The 15,734-nt window shown below is 41.1% G+C and carries 14 protein-coding genes; 4 read left to right on the top strand and 10 right to left on the bottom strand.

What is annotated here, in order from left to right:
* The first annotated feature begins 37 nt into the window (after positions 1–37).
* Positions 38–1,681 (top strand): chaperonin GroEL, encoded by a 1,644-nt coding sequence (groL, locus tag BTO21_RS18760; protein WP_045031408.1) that lies wholly within the window; start codon positions 38–40, stop codon positions 1,679–1,681.
* A gap of 1,012 nt (positions 1,682–2,693) precedes the next feature.
* Here groL and BTO21_RS18750 read toward each other — a convergent pair.
* The 3 genes from BTO21_RS18750 to epmB form a co-directional block, all read right to left on the bottom strand.
* Entirely contained in the window at positions 2,694–3,146 is a 453-nt protein-coding gene (locus BTO21_RS18750) for a hypothetical protein (RefSeq protein WP_045031412.1), read from the bottom strand.
* 423 nt (positions 3,147–3,569) lie between these two features.
* Positions 3,570–4,472 (bottom strand): 30S ribosomal protein S6--L-glutamate ligase, encoded by a 903-nt coding sequence (gene rimK, locus BTO21_RS18745; RefSeq protein ID WP_045031413.1) that lies wholly within the window; start codon positions 4,470–4,472, stop codon positions 3,570–3,572.
* Positions 4,473–4,933: 461 nt separating this feature from the next.
* Entirely contained in the window at positions 4,934–5,956 is a 1,023-nt protein-coding gene (gene epmB / locus BTO21_RS18740; protein WP_045031416.1) for an EF-P beta-lysylation protein EpmB, read from the bottom strand.
* Positions 5,957–5,989: 33 nt separating this feature from the next.
* On the opposite strand from epmB, the gene efp reads away from it, so the two are divergent.
* Positions 5,990–6,556: an elongation factor P gene (gene efp, locus BTO21_RS18735; protein WP_045031418.1), complete on the top strand. Its 567-nt coding sequence runs from the start codon at positions 5,990–5,992 to the stop codon at positions 6,554–6,556.
* A gap of 145 nt (positions 6,557–6,701) precedes the next feature.
* On the opposite strand, the gene frdD is transcribed toward efp, so the two are convergent.
* The 4 genes from frdD to frdA are packed head-to-tail and all read right to left on the bottom strand — an operon-like array spanning position 6,702 to position 10,036.
* The gene (gene frdD / locus BTO21_RS18730) at positions 6,702–7,064 is read right to left on the bottom strand and encodes a fumarate reductase subunit FrdD (RefSeq protein WP_036788863.1); all 363 of its coding nucleotides are present in this window, start codon (positions 7,062–7,064) and stop codon (positions 6,702–6,704) included.
* Positions 7,065–7,074: 10 nt separating this feature from the next.
* Positions 7,075–7,458 (bottom strand): fumarate reductase subunit FrdC, encoded by a 384-nt coding sequence (gene frdC / locus BTO21_RS18725; RefSeq protein ID WP_045031420.1) that lies wholly within the window; start codon positions 7,456–7,458, stop codon positions 7,075–7,077.
* A 2-nt stretch (positions 7,459–7,460) separates the two neighbouring features.
* On the bottom strand, positions 7,461–8,201 hold the full coding sequence (locus BTO21_RS18720; protein ID WP_045031421.1) for a succinate dehydrogenase/fumarate reductase iron-sulfur subunit: 741 nt from the start codon (positions 8,199–8,201) through the stop codon (positions 7,461–7,463).
* Complete coding sequence (gene frdA / locus BTO21_RS18715) at positions 8,201–10,036, bottom strand: fumarate reductase (quinol) flavoprotein subunit (RefSeq protein ID WP_105026975.1); 1,836 nt, start codon at positions 10,034–10,036, stop codon at positions 8,201–8,203. Before frdA ends, BTO21_RS18720 begins: the two co-directional genes overlap by 1 nt.
* Before the next feature lie 555 nt (positions 10,037–10,591).
* Between frdA and epmA the strand changes: the two genes are divergently transcribed.
* On the top strand, positions 10,592–11,563 hold the full coding sequence (gene epmA, locus BTO21_RS18710; protein ID WP_045031423.1) for an elongation factor P--(R)-beta-lysine ligase: 972 nt from the start codon (positions 10,592–10,594) through the stop codon (positions 11,561–11,563).
* Between the two features lie 304 nt (positions 11,564–11,867).
* Here epmA and BTO21_RS18705 read toward each other — a convergent pair whose 3' ends face one another.
* From BTO21_RS18705 to rsgA, 3 genes are all read right to left on the bottom strand, one after another.
* Positions 11,868–12,593 carry a carbonic anhydrase gene (locus BTO21_RS18705; RefSeq protein ID WP_105026974.1) on the bottom strand — a complete coding sequence of 242 codons (726 nt, stop codon included), beginning with the start codon at positions 12,591–12,593 and terminating at the stop codon, positions 11,868–11,870.
* Between the two features lie 254 nt (positions 12,594–12,847).
* Positions 12,848–13,714 carry an archaetidylserine decarboxylase gene (gene asd, locus BTO21_RS18700; protein ID WP_045031427.1) on the bottom strand — a complete coding sequence of 289 codons (867 nt, stop codon included), beginning with the start codon at positions 13,712–13,714 and terminating at the stop codon, positions 12,848–12,850.
* 226 nt (positions 13,715–13,940) lie between these two features.
* Positions 13,941–14,993, bottom strand: a complete 1,053-nt coding sequence (gene rsgA / locus BTO21_RS18695; protein WP_045031429.1) for a small ribosomal subunit biogenesis GTPase RsgA — start codon at positions 14,991–14,993, stop codon at positions 13,941–13,943.
* Positions 14,994–15,065: 72 nt separating this feature from the next.
* Between rsgA and orn the strand changes: the two genes are divergently transcribed.
* The gene (gene orn / locus BTO21_RS18690) at positions 15,066–15,611 is read left to right on the top strand and encodes an oligoribonuclease (protein ID WP_045031432.1); all 546 of its coding nucleotides are present in this window, start codon (positions 15,066–15,068) and stop codon (positions 15,609–15,611) included.
* Positions 15,612–15,734 lie beyond the last annotated feature (123 nt).

Raw genomic sequence — 15,734 nt, 5'->3', positions numbered from 1 at the left:
TCACATTAAATTAAAAATTAAGAAAGGAAATCCCAAGATGGCTGCTAAAGACGTTAAGTTTGGTAACGACGCACGAATTAAAATGCTAGAAGGTGTTAACATTCTAGCTGATGCGGTAAAAGTAACATTAGGTCCTAAAGGCCGTAACGTTGTACTAGATAAATCATTTGGTGCTCCAACAATCACTAAAGATGGTGTTTCTGTTGCGCGTGAAATTGAACTGGAAGATAAATTCCAGAACATGGGCGCACAAATGGTGAAAGAAGTAGCATCACAAGCAAATGATGCCGCTGGTGACGGAACAACAACAGCAACAGTACTTGCACAAGCGATTATCGCAGAAGGTCTAAAAGCGGTTGCTGCGGGCATGAACCCAATGGATCTTAAGCGCGGTATCGACAAAGCAGTTATCGCTGCAGTTGAAGAGCTAAAAGCATTATCTGTTCCTTGTGCAGATACAAAAGCTATCGCACAGGTAGGTACTATTTCTGCAAACTCTGACACAACTGTTGGTAACCTTATTGCTGAAGCAATGGAAAAAGTAGGCCGTGATGGTGTTATTACGGTTGAAGAAGGTCAAGCACTTCAAGACGAACTTGATGTTGTTGAAGGTATGCAGTTTGATCGTGGTTACCTATCACCATATTTCATTAACAACCAAGAAGCGGGTTCAGTGGATCTAGAAAGCCCATTTATCCTATTGGTTGATAAGAAAGTTTCAAATATCCGTGAACTTCTTCCAGCACTAGAGGGCGTAGCAAAAGCATCTCGTCCACTGCTTATCGTTGCTGAAGATGTTGAAGGTGAAGCATTAGCAACATTAGTGGTTAACAACATGCGTGGTATCGTTAAAGTTGCTGCTGTTAAAGCACCTGGCTTTGGTGATCGTCGTAAAGCAATGCTACAAGATATCGCAGTACTGACTGCTGGTACGGTTATTTCTGAAGAGATTGGTTTAGAGCTTGAGAAAGTTCAACTAGAAGATCTTGGTCAAGCGAAGCGTATTACTATCACTAAAGAAACCACTACTATCATTGATGGTGCTGGTGAAGAAACCATGATTCAAGGTCGAGTAACTCAGATCCGTCAACAAATTGAAGATGCGACTTCTGATTACGATAAAGAAAAACTTCAAGAGCGCGTAGCTAAACTTGCTGGTGGCGTTGCGGTCATTAAAGTTGGCGCAGCAACTGAAGTTGAAATGAAAGAGAAAAAAGATCGCGTAGAAGATGCATTGCATGCAACACGTGCTGCGGTTGAAGAAGGTGTGGTTGCCGGTGGTGGTGTTGCACTTATCCGCGCTGCATCTAAAGTTGTTGGTCTTGAAGGCGACAATGAAGAACAAACTGTGGGTATTCGTTTAGCACTTCGTGCGATGGAATCACCATTACGTCAAATCGTTAAGAACGCAGGTGATGAAGAATCTGTTGTTGCTAACAACGTTCGTGCTGGTGAAGGTAACTACGGTTACAACGCAGCGACTGGCGTATACGGCGATATGATTGATATGGGTATTCTTGACCCAACAAAAGTAACCCGTTCAGCACTTCAGTTTGCAGCATCTGTAGCGGGTCTTATGATCACCACTGAAGCAATGATTACTGATAAAGCCTCTGATGCTCCTTCTATGCCTGATATGGGTGGCATGGGCGGTATGGGTGGCATGGGCGGTATGATGTAAAGTTCTTTGTAACAATAGAGATTAAGCTCTCTTTGTTATAAAAAGCAGTGTCAAAAAAGTCGAGCATAGCTCGACTTTTTTATTGCCTCTATAAAAGCAATTCTTTATTAATCTGAGTAATTGATTAGCTGTTGTTCTTTGTGAACAGTTCACTTGGAATATTCGTCAAAAAGCTGTACGCAAATAAAATCAAGTTAAAACAAAGAGTTACGGTATCGATAAGTCTACGTATCGAACAGTGTAAATAAGTACAGCTATTAGCTGTGTTTTTTATTAAAAGCTGATCTTGGTTGGTTGCTTTTCTTATTATGGAAGATAAAGCGAAGGGTGTTTAAAACGGATTATTATCGATATAAGTGTGAGCATAAAAACCAAGTACATGTTTATTTATAAATGTAATCTTTTACATCACATTTACTCTTTAAAGAGTGCTTATGTATATTTGATGATTTTTAATCAAAGTGTTTAATCCTATATTATTACTTGTTTATCTTATTATTGTTACGTAAGCAGCTATTAATTTGATGATTTTATTTTAGCTGTACTTTTAATAAAAAGAAGAACAATACAAGTCGACATAACAAGATTGAGCTTTGATTACCTAGTTTTAGTTTTAGTTTTAGTTTTAGTTTTAGTTTTAGTGTTTTGTTCGCGGCTGAATGGGAAGTATTAGGTTGTTGCGAGATTTTAGCAGGTAAAAGAACACCGCTACCTATTGCTTGAGGTGTAAAAAGCTCGAAAAGCTGTACGCATTTTAATTCTTTAATTATCAGTAGCTTATTGAGTTTTGGCCGCAGTGTGATTATGTGCTTGTTTTTGTGCATAAAAAAGGTGATATTTTTCTATTAAGCTGTACTTGTTAGTGTGGTGATCCACTTTTATTGTTAGATGTAAGGTTATTGGCTAATTATTACTACTTTATATATAAGTTAAGTGTAAAAAAGCCCCTGTAGTGATAGCAGAGGCGATTTAAATATAAAGACACACTATAAAAAAGAAGTGTCTATTAATTCTAGCTCGGTAGATGTTCTTGGTTTAAAGCGACCCATGCAGCCATAAAGCAGATCACAAATGATTGAATGTAGCCGCGTAGATCACTATCCCCTTGTACTAGCACATCATCCGCATTGGGTTCCATATTAAACGAGACCTTATTATCTTTGATACTAAAGAAAACGCGGCCAATTAATACAAAATTATCACCATTATCATCGGGGTTGTAGACCATTCCCGCGCCAATTTGATCATGCTCAGTAATTTGTAATGCACTGAACGCTAGCTTTTCTGCACCCTCAAAGCCAAAACCCGCATAACGTTTGCCTTGTTCTGGTTGCTGCAGTAACTGTGAGATCAGTTGGGTGTAGGTCGTCAATGCCTCTGCTGGAACATCATTGGTATTTACCTGTCCCATACTATATGGCTTATCATCTTCTACCATTTCAACATCATAGCTAAAATCAATCATGGCTAATCCTTTTTTAGTTTTATCGTCATCGAATTGTTTATACGTTAGCGTAATTTGATAGTTCGAGGTAGCACTAATCAATGTCTTGCTTGCTGAGTGTTTGAAAGATCACATTATTGATTCATAACCTGTCTTTTTTTGATAATAGGCTGGTTCTAGGTTTATTCATGAAAAATTGACGATTTAGATGGGTTTGATTGCCATGTTACTTTAGCTGTAGTTCGTGGTGCAAAAAGCTTAAAAAGCTGTACGGTTATTTTTTGTTTACCATCAATGACTTACGGTTTATTTTGTTCATTACAATCAGAGAGTGATAAATGGCACCTTTTAGCTGTTATTTTAATTAAAAGCTGAACGGCCTTGTTTAAGTAATAAAAAAGCAGCCATTATAAGGCTGCTTATCGATAACGTATTATTTATAACTTATTGATTTTGTAAGTTACGACGGCTTTTTCCAGCATTTTTTTCAATATAATCAATGATCATACCCGCAATATCTTTGCCTGTTGCCGCTTCAATACCTTCAAGACCAGGGGAGGAGTTAACCTCCATGATCAGTGGTCCGCGTTTAGAACGTAATAAATCAACGCCTGCGACACTGAGTCCCATTGCTTTGGCTGCTGCAATCGCTGTTTTGCGCTCTTCAGGGGTAATACGAATTAATGAAGCACTGCCCCCGCGGTGTAAGTTGGAGCGGAACTCACCTTCTGCTGCTTGACGTTTCATTGAAGCGATGACTTTCCCTCCAATCACAAAGCAACGAATATCGGCACCACCGGCTTCTTCTATATATTCTTGCACCATAATGTGAGCCTTAAGGCCCAGAAATGCTTCAATTACACTTTCTGCTGCTTTTTGGGTTTCAGCCAGTACGACACCAATCCCTTGAGTGCCTTCTAAAAGCTTTATGACTAGAGGCGCACCGCCAACCATTTTAATCAGATCTAAAACATCATCAGGTTTACTCGCAAAACCAGTAACAGGCATACCGACACCTTCACGGCTCAGTAATTGTAATGAACGTAGTTTGTCGCGAGAACGTGAAATCGCAATAGATTGATTCACAGCAAACACATCCATCATTTCAAATTGACGTAATACAGCACAACCATAAAAGGTAATGTCGGAGCCAATACGTGGAATGATGGCATCAAAGCCAATCAGATCAGTACCTTTAAAATGAATCGAAGGTTGTACCGAGTTGATATTCATATAACAACGGAGAGCATTGATAATAACGGCTTCATGACCTCGTTGCTGACAAGCTTCATGCAGACGGCGGGTTGAATATAAGTTTGCGTCCTGTGACAAAATGCCAATTTTCATTGCGATACTCATGTAAAGGAGCTAGTGGCAGCAGCGATGACGTTTGGCGAACGCCTATACGATAAAGGGCTGCTGTATGAATCGCGACTATGCACGTAAATCATTAAAAAATCGAGATCTGCCACGATGATTTTTTCTAATGGTGAGCTGCAATAAAATTGGCAGAATAGTAAAAGTAACATCATAGGCAGATAGCTTTTTAGATATATAGCTACTAAAGCTGTACAAGCTGTACGCTTGTTATAAAACAATGAGTTATGTCGTATTATTGTATGGCCCATGATAGGCCAAAAGATGGGTGTATGTTTTTGGTGTTTTTAGCGATGAAAGCTGTACGTTGTGAATTTGGCGCTGATATTGAGGTGGAGATCTTGCTGACTCGTAATGACAAGTCAGCATTAATTCGATGAAATAATGAGAGAAATTAGGTGGCGTAGGGCAAGAATATCAATCAATAGCGGTTATTCAAGGTGAAGATCAAGTGGGGTTTTACTGCTTCTGCCGCCAATTTCACGCGCTAATGTGGGGACTAAATAGCCTGAGACATTGTTGATTAATCCTGCTATTAAGCTGCGTGCTTGCTGGTCACAAACAAAGAAATGCGCCGCGCCCTGTACGTGATCCAGTACGTGTAAGTAGTAAGGTAATATTCCAGCATCAAATAAGGCTTCGCTGAGGTCTGTAAGCGCTGTGACGGAGTCATTAACATCTTTAAGGAGTACGCTTTGGTTTAGCAGTGTGACCTTAGCGAGCTTGAGCTGTGTCATTGCCATGGTGAGCGCGTTATTGATTTCATTGGCATGGTTAATATGGGTCACCATGATAATTTGTAAGCGACTGCTGGCAAACAATGCACACAGTGCTGGAGTGATGCGATGTGGGATCACGACCGGTAACCGACTATGAATACGTAACCGTTTAATATGTGGAATCGCGGCTATATGCTCCAGTAACCATGTTAGTTCGTGATCTTTTGCCATCAGTGGATCACCACCCGATAAAATCACTTCATTAATTTGTGGTTGGGTGGCGATGTAATCAAGACTTTGTTGCCAGACGGCTTTATTGCCTTTGTTATCTTGATAAGGGAAATGACGGCGAAAACAATAGCGACAATTCACCGCACAGCCACCTTTAACGATCATCAACACACGATTGTGATACTTGTGTAATAGCCCTGGAATAGGGTTATCTTGCTCATCAAGAGGATCGGTTGAGTAGCCTTGATGAACTTCGAATTCTTGCTCTAGTGGCAGTACTTGGCGCAACAATGGATCATATGGGTTGCCAATTTCCATTCTTTCGACAAAACTTACAGGAACGCGAAGCGCAAATAATTTTTTAGCAGCAAGGCCTTTTTGCCAAGGTGTTGGATCAATTTTAAGCATATTGAGTAGCTTTAACGGATCGGATATCGCATTAGCTAGATCATTCAGCCAGTTTTGCTCAACAGATGGCACGTTTCGGGGTATGATATGCGACATTAAATACAACTCGAAGATGTTAAGAGGATTAGAATGGCGTCTTTCAGCACCAATGAATTCCGCAGCGGAATGAAAATTATGCTTGATAATGAACCATGTGTCATTATCGAAAACGAATTTGTTAAACCTGGTAAAGGTCAAGCGTTCAGCCGCGTACGAATCCGTAAACTTATTTCAGGTAAAGTTCTTGAAAAAACGTTTAAATCAGGCGAATCAGTTGAAGCTGCGGACGTAATCGATACTGAACTTGATTACCTATACAACGACGGTGAATTCTACCATTTCATGAACAATGAAACCTTTGAGCAAATCGCAGCAGACGTTAAAGCTGTTGGTGATAATGCTAAATGGTTAGTAGAAAACGATGCGTGTACGCTAACGCTTTGGAACGGTAACCCTATCGTTGTTACTCCTCAAAACTTTGTTGAGCTTGAAGTAACAGAGACTGATCCTGGTCTTAAGGGCGATACACAAGGTACTGGTGGTAAGCCAGCAACACTGACTACAGGCGCTGTAGTACGTGTTCCTTTATTCATCTCGATTGGCGAAGTTATCAAAGTTGATACCCGCTCAGGTGAATACGTAAGCCGTGTGAAGTAATTTCATATTGAGCTTTAAAAAAGGTCGCTTAGGCGGCCTTTTTTGTTGGCTGAAATTTATAACGACTGATCGCGGCTTATAAATTGAAGCCATAAAAAAAGCACCGCGAGTGAGCGATGCTTTTTAGAGTGTGATGACGTGATAATTAAATCATGAACACAAAGATAATCGATAATGCAGTTACTAAGAACGCCGCAGCGTAGCAAGCAATTTTACCAGCAACACCAGTATGGAACTTAAGGTCATGCATACCATGGTGTAGACGGTGCATACCATGCCACATTGGTAGTGATAAGGTCGCAATAACAAACAAAGCACCAATAAAGCTGGTTGCGAAGTCTGCAGCGCGCTCATAGCTTACTGCTTCTGGGCTAATAATACCTAGTGGAACCATGATACCAAGCACTAAAATAGTCACCGGGGAGATCATGGCAAACCAAGTACCACCGGCACCAAATAAACTCCACCATACTGGTTCATCGGAACGTTTTGGATGTAAATTAATCACGAGCGGCTCCTTAAACTAGCGCTAAAACAATGGCGGTGATGACAGCAACAACTGCCCACTGTGCAAGAACGATAATTCTCTTATCTAATTTATTACCCTTAATGCGAATTGGCACCACTTGCGGCATCATGCTAAAAAATGTTTGCGCGTGGAATAAACTGCCCGCTAACGCAAGAATATTTAGAATGATCACAATAGGATTAGCCATAAAATTCAGCCAACCTTGCCATGCTTCAGGACCTTTTACTAAACAACCTAAGCCGAAGGTTAAGCAGATAGTAAAGAAAATGAGCGGTAATACAGTGGCTTCACGCAGCATGTAAAAACGGTAGAAAGAACTGTCTTTCCACCAAGTACGCGTCATTTCACGAACGTAAGGTTTACGGTTGCTCATCCTTATGCCTCCTGAGGCTTCAACATTGCAATAACGAAATCTTTTGATGATTCCACTTTGCCTTGGTTTACCGCGGCTGCTGGATCAACACTCTTTGGACATACTTCAGAACAGTAACCCACGAATGTACAACCCCAAGCACCATTTTCACTGTTGATAAGTGCCATACGCTCATGTTGACCATGGTCACGGCTATCAAGGTTGTAACGGTGTGCCAGTGTCAGTGCCGCAGGACCGATAAATTCAGGGTTTAGGCCGAATTGCGGACACGCTGAGTAGCAAAGGCCACAGTTAATACATCCTGCAAATTGCTTGTATTTTGCCATTTGCTCTGGTGTTTGGATGTTCGTACCATCTTCAGGTGTACGGTTGTTACCAATGATGTAAGGTTTAATTGCTTCAAGACGTTCAATAAAGGGTGTCATATCAACAATTAAGTCTTTTTCAATCGCAAAGTTTGCTAATGGCTCAATTTTAACGCCGTTAGGGTAATCACGAAGGAAGCTCTTACAAGCCAACTTAGGAACACCATTAACCATCATGCCGCATGAACCACAGATCGCCATACGGCAAGACCAGCGGTAGCTTAGGTTTTTATCAAGATGATCTTTGATATAACCAAGTGCATCAAGTACTGACATGGTGTCGTTGAACGGTACTTCAAAAGGTTGTAAATACGGTTCTGCATCTGTTGCTGGGTCATAACGCAGAATTTCAATTTTTTGAATGCGATTGTCTGACATTATGCCTTTTCCTCTTGTACTTCTGACTGTGCTGCTTGTTGCTCTTGAGCGAGTGCTTTTTCTTGTGCTTCGTGAGCTTCTGCTTCTGCACCGTATAGACGCGCTTTTGGTTGTGATTTAGTGATTTTTACATCGCTGTAATCAATAATTGGCGCATCACCATTGTTATAGAATGCCAATGTATGTTTCAGGAAGTTCACATCATCACGTTCAGTACAACCATCATCTAGACGCTGGTGCGCACCACGAGATTCTGTACGTAGAATCGCTGAGTGTGCCATTGCTTCTGCAACATCAAGACCATAACCGACTTCAATGGCATACAGTAGATCAGTGTTAAAGACTTTGCCTTTATCTTGAATACTAATATGTTTAAAGCGTTGCTTTAGTTCTGCTAGCTTATCAATAGTTGCTTGCATCAAATCTTGTTGACGGTAAATACCGCAACCCGCTTCCATGGTGTGACCCATTTCAGTACGGATTTGAGCCCAGTTTTCATCACCCTCTTGTGCCATTAGGGCATCAATACGTGCTTGTACTGCGTCAATTTGGGTATTGATTGAAGCGTCGTTCCAGCCTTTGAATTCTTCAGCGCGTTTAACTGCGTGTTCACCTGCAACGCGACCAAATACGACAAACTCAGCCAGTGAGTTTGAACCTAGGCGGTTAGCACCGTGAAGACCGACAGAGGCACATTCACCAACAGCAAATAGACCTTTAATGCGGGTTTCACAGGTACCGTTAGTTTCAATACCACCCATGGTGTAGTGCACTGTTGGGCGAATTGGAATCGGCTCTTTAGCGGGATCAACGTTAACGTATGCTTTCGCTAGCTCACAGATGAACGGTAGACGCTCATGTAAGTATTCTTCACCAAGGTGGCGTAAATCAAGCATTACTACATCACCTAGTGGGTGCTGAATAGTGTTGCCTTTTTGTTGTTCATGCCAGAACGCTTGTGAAACCTTGTCACGAGGACCCAGTTCCATGTATTTGTTTTTTGGCTCGCCCACTGGTGTTTCAGGGCCCATGCCATAATCTTGTAGGTAACGGTAACCGTTTTTATTAACGATAATACCGCCTTCACCACGACAACCTTCGGTCATCAAAATACCCGTACCAGGTAAGCCTGTTGGGTGGTATTGAACAAATTCCATGTCACGCAGTGGAATACCATGACGGAACGCCATTGCCATACCATCGCCAGTTACAATACCGCCGTTAGTATTACAGTGGTAAACGCGACCCGCGCCACCGGTTGCTAAGATCACTGATTTTGCTTTAATACAAACCAGTTCACCTTCAGCCATATGAATTGCAATCAGACCTTGAACTTCGCCATTCTCAATTAAAAGATCAACCACGAAGTATTCATCGTAACGTTTGATTTGTGGGTATTTGATAGAAGTCTGGAATAGGGTGTGTAGCATATGGAAGCCAGTTTTATCTGCCGCGAACCATGTACGTTCAACTTTCATGCCACCAAAACGACGAACGTTCACTTCACCGTTTTCTTTACGGCTCCATGGGCAGCCCCATTGTTCCATTTGAATCATTTCGCGGGTTGAGTTTTCTACGAAATATTCAACCACATCTTGTTCGCATAGCCAGTCACCACCACCAACAGTATCGTTGAAGTGATTATCAAAGCTATCTTCGTCTTTGATAACAGCAGCAGATCCACCTTCAGCGGCAACTGTGTGCGAGCGCATTGGATAGACTTTTGAAATAAGTGCGATTTCTAGTTCTGGGTTTGCTTCTGCAGCAGCGATGGCAGAACGTAGGCCTGCACCACCCGCGCCAATTACAGCGATATCTGTGGTAATAGTCTTCACAGCTATCCTCCGAAGGTAAGACGGTAAAAAAATGAAAAGGTACGTCATGCGTACCTATCCTTGAAATCCTGCGCGTATTTTATGAAACCTCATTAAGATAAAATATGATGTAGACGCGTCTTTTTAATGAAATAATCAAAAAATGTAATCTGATTACAAAAAATGTGATTATTGTCACAAGTTGTCATGTCTTGTTGTTGTTAGTGAGTTGTTTTGTTTGTGATGAGTTGTTTGTAAATCATTAACTGTGTGTAACAAAGTTGAGGTGTAACACCTTGTTGCAAAAGATTTTATAAGCTCCGAGATGCATTTAACTAATCGTTAATGTGATGCTTATGGTGTTAGTGTGTTTGTTTTGTTATTAGGTATGGTTCATTTAGTTGCCAGAATTGCTGCTGTTGTTCGTCGATATTAGGGTTACTTTTGTTAATGCCATTCATTTTTATTCATAATGAGCATGAGTTAGCTATAAATATAATGCGCTCAATACTTGGTTAGAAGCGTGGCTTTGTTAGAATAATGACCAGATTTCCTTTTATATAAGAAGAAACGGTTATGTCTCAGCCTTGGCAGCCTACTGCTGATATTACTCAATTAAAACAGCGTGCTATTTTACTCGCGACAATTCGTCAATTTTTTGCTGATCGTGATGTTATCGAAGTGGATACGCCTGCCATGAGTCAGGCGACAGTGACGGATGTTCATTTACATGCTTTTAAAACCCAATTTGTTGGCCCAGGTTATGCTAATGGGCAAACATTGTATTTGATGACTAGCCCTGAGTTTCATATGAAGCGGTTATTAGCGGCGGGTAGTGGTGCTATCTATCAGATTTGTAAATCATTTCGAAATGAAGAATCGGGACGTTATCATAACCCTGAATTTACAATGCTAGAGTGGTATCGACCAGGGTTCGACCATCATCAATTAATGGCTGAGATGGATCTGTTATTGCAGCAAGTATTAGGCTGTGGTGCGGCTGAAAAAATGACTTATCAACAAGCCTTTGTTGATGTATTAGGTGTGTGCCCACTAGAAGGTTCGCTGACGGCGCTAAAAGCAGTTGCTGCTCGATTAGGATTGGCTGATATTGCCGAGCCTGAGCAAGATCGTGATACCTTATTACAGTTACTGTTTAGTGTTGGCGTTGAAGCTAAAATAGGCCAAACAGTACCTGCTTTTGTGTATGATTTCCCTGCCTCACAAGCGGCATTGGCACAAATTAACCCGCAAGATCCACGCGTTGCTGAACGGTTTGAAGTTTATTTTAAAGGCATTGAGCTTGCCAATGGTTTTCATGAACTAGCTAATGGTGATGAACAATTGCAGCGGTTTGAAGATGATAATAAAAAGCGGGTCAGCATGGGTTTACAGCCTCAACCTATCGACATGCATCTCGTTGAAGCATTACGGGCTGGATTTCCAGATTGCGCTGGAGTGGCATTAGGGATTGATCGGGTGATTATGTTGGCATTAGAACGCGATCATATTGATCAAGTTACGGCTTTTCCTATCGAAATCGCCTAATCGTTCTCGACAATATCTGTTTGACTCTAAGTAGGCTTAATTCGTCCTAAAATAGATTGAGCTAAAAAAGCACGGTGATTATGACCGTGCTTTTTTAGTTATCAATTATTCGTTATGCACCAGCTGATGTCTGTGATTATTGTTCAAAAACCGCATACTGAGGGAACGTGCAATGAACATCGACGATTTATTTAGTGTAAATGATTAAGTTAAACGACAAGTAGGATTTCAAGGCATTTTAACCGTGAAAAAAGTGTAGCTTGACTTGGTCGTTAATGCAACTGGTTATCATTTACATCAGTGATTAGTCGATCACAATTCTAGCATTGAGTGGTTGTAATGGACGGTTATTGTCACCCATCATTTGGTTAAGTTGTTCAATTTGAGCGGCTGAACTGGTGAGATGACTTTGCATGACATACCAACGTACACCTTCTGTACATGGTGGTGTGGTTAATGAGCCATTGTAACGGAAATATTGACGCTCTCTTGGAAGGAGTGCATTAGGGGTTAGATCACCATTAAAGTCAATGGTCTCGCCTTTGGTCGGAATTGTTTTTAGTAAGGTGGTTAGTTCATTATTAGCCCGAGGACCATTTTCAAACATAACCGCAATCACGGCAATATGACCGTTAGCATCAACGTTAACGAAATGTGCTTCTAGCGGGTATTGTTTACCGTCAATATAGTTCTCAGACGGGGTATGAAAGTGGAATTGCTTCAGGGTATAAGTATCCCCATCGATAATAACTTTATTATCGCCACTGACATTAGCTGAGATAGTGTGGCCGTTATTGGTGATGCTGGTTATTTTACCATCATAGTCGATTTGTAATGGCTGCGTTTGGGCTTGAATAGGATCTTGAATATCAATTGGGCTTTGGTTCTCCCCACCACAAGTCGGATAACTCGCTACCCAGTGCTCGGAACCTTGCTGGTCACCATATCCCCATGCTGCATTAGCGTGTGCAGAAAGAGAGAAGCAGGTCGCTAAGGCGAGTACTAATGCGGATACTGTGTTTTTTTTCATTATGATTACCTATGAGTGATAATTATCCCGACCTAATAGTAGCACTTGATACGCGAGATGAAGCACTAACGTTAGCACAGTAATCTTTTGATTTGGTATTGAAAAGTACCTTTATGGAATAGACTTGGTCGATAGCAGTAATATAAAGCAGGGGAAATGACGCTAAGTGAAAAGATAGAGTTGCGGAATATGGAGTAGTAAAAGAAAAAACACAGGGCAATTGCTACCCTGTGTAATAGTATTTTTTAGATGGCTTATTTGACTAGATATTCAGCATAAGGTTGTCCCATGCGTGTTACTTGGCGTGGTTGCATGCTTTCTACAAAACGGATGCTGTCTTTAGGGAATAAGTTAATGACAGTAGATCCTAACTTAAAACGCCCCATTTCTTGGCCTTTCTTTAAACTGATTGCTTGCTCGCCAGCGATTGGGTAATTCCAACGACGAATTTCAGGACCTGTCGGTGGCGTTACCGTACCAGCCCATACTGTTTCGATGCTACCAACAATAGTGGCACCAACCAAAACTTGAACGAGTGGGCCAAATTCAGTTTCAAACACGCACACAACCCGTTCATTACGCGCAAATAAATTAGGTACGTTAGTTGCTGTTAGTGGGTTTACTGAAAAAAGATCGCCAGGAATATAAATCATTTGGCGTAATACACCATCACATGGCATATGAACGCGGTGATAGTCACTCGGTGACAGATATAATGTCGCAAATTCACCGCCCATAAACTCATCCGCTAAGTCGCTATCACCGCCTAATAATTCACAGGCACTAAAATAGTGTCCTTTAGCTTGGAATAAGCGTCCTGCTTTAATTGGACCGAATTGACTTACACAAGCATCTGCTGGATGGCTGATAATTTGTGGGTCATTATTAATTGGGCGAGCACCTTCCATTAGTTCACGTACAAAAAAAGCATTAAAGGTAGGGTAAGCCGTTGGATCTGGATTACGTGCTTCTGCCATATTGACGTTATATTGTTTGATGAACCAGCGAATAACGGCGGTGGTTAGCTTGCCACCTTCAAAAGCTGCTAATTTACCCACGAGGCGGGTTAATGCATGTTTGGGCATACTATATTGAAGGCCAATCTTAATCTTATCTAACACAATTATTCTTCCACTAAATATTAATTAATCAATAAGTTAGTTATTCTTTGCTTATTTGGAAGAATAACGTCAACCCATAATAGTACCGAATTATTGTAATAATGTCAGTTATTCTAGTGTTACGCAGGGAGGGGGTAAGGCAAGCTTGTCAGTGTTAATTAGCATTATAGTCGATAAAAAAATAAGCCTAAGAAAATAATCAGTTCTCTTAGGCATATATTGATTATCAGTTTGGCTTGTTACGTGAAAATTGACGGTTCGCGACAGTTTCCGACATGCTTTCAATGATTTTATGGTAGCTGTTATAACGTGCACGACTAATATCACCACGTTCAACCGCTTCGCGGATAATACAACCAGGATCGTTACCGTGCTTACAATCACGGAATTTACAGCCACCTAAGTGTTGACGAAATTCAACAAAGGCTTCGGTAATTTGTTCAGGCTCTAGATGCCATAAACCAAATTCACGCACACCTGGGGAGTCAATTAAATCGCCGCCATCAGCAAAGTGATACAGTCTTGCTGCGGTGGTCGTGTGTTGACCTAAACCCGAGTTTGTCGAAACATCACCAATATCAGCTTCAACGTCAGGCATTAATGAGTTAACCATGCTGGATTTACCAACACCTGATTGGCCTGCAAAGATACTGACATGATCTTTTAAATCAACTTTAAGATCATCAAGTCCTTCACCGGTATCAGTACTAACTAGGCGCACGCTATAGCCAATGTTTTGGTATTGCGTTAATTTACGCTCAACCTCAACCCGTTGTTCTGGCGTCAATAAATCAACTTTGTTGACGACAATTAGAGGTTTAATGCCGATGGTTTCAGCTGCAATAATGTAACGGTCAATAATGTTCAGTGATAGCTCTGGCAGTATTGACGACACAATCACAATTCGATCAACGTTAGCTGCAACCGCTTTTACACCGTCGTAGTAATCAGGACGCGTCAGCATTGTTTTTCGTTCATGTACTGCTTCTACAACACCAGCAATGCCTTGTAATGCTTCAACACCGGGACGCCAGACGACACGATCTCCAGAAACAAGGCTCTGAATACTGCGACGTAAGTTACAACGGTGAATAATACCCGTTTGCGGATCTTCAACATCAGCGTGTTGACCGAATCGAGTAATAACCAGCCCTTCACGGGCACTTTCCAATAGAGCTTCGTCCCATTGGACTTCATTTTTAGCACGATCTAAGCGCTTATTTTGGTTAGAGCGGACACGTCGGCTCTGACCTTGAGTCAATTTTTTCTTTTTTGCCACAAGAATATCGTTCTATTTGGTTGGCTTTCGGTATTATCATACATGGTTTAGTCACAAAAGAGGCAATATCGAATGACAATCAGCGATCAGAACCTTATTTGGATTGATCTGGAAATGACCGGATTAGATCCAGAAACTCATAAAATCATTGAAATCGCCACAGTTGTGACCGATCCACAGCTTAATGTGTTGGCTGAAGGCCCTGTTCTAGCTATTTATCAGCCAGAAGCTGAATTAGCAAAAATGGATGATTGGTGTACAACCACACATACTAATAGTGGTTTAGTCGAACGTATTCGTCAAAGTACGATTATAGAAGCACAAGCGGTTGCTCAAACCATCGATTTTTTAGAGCAGTGGGTGCCAAAGGGCGTATCTCCAATTTGTGGTAACAGTATTGGCCAAGATCGTCGTTTTTTATATAAGCACATGCCAATCCTTGAACAGTATTTCCATTACCGTTATCTTGACGTCAGTACACTTAAGGAATTAACCCGTCGTTGGAAACCTGAGTTACTGGATGGTTTTTCTAAGAAAGGAAGTCACTTAGCATTAGATGATATTCATGATTCAATTGCCGAGTTACGCTATTATCGTGAGCATATTTTCAATATTTGATATGAAAATAAGCAGTTAGAAAAAAATCTGCGTTTTTTAGATGAAGATCTATTGCATCCGATAATTTTAGTCGTATAATGCGCAGCCTCGAAAGGAGATAACGAGTTTGTTTTCTTTCGTTGT

It is taken from the genome of Photobacterium phosphoreum (assembly GCF_002954725.1).
GTDB classification, from domain to species: Bacteria; Pseudomonadota; Gammaproteobacteria; order Enterobacterales; family Vibrionaceae; genus Photobacterium; species Photobacterium phosphoreum.
Note: the sequence above shows the minus strand (reverse complement) of the source record. Positions and strands in the feature narration are given on the sequence as shown.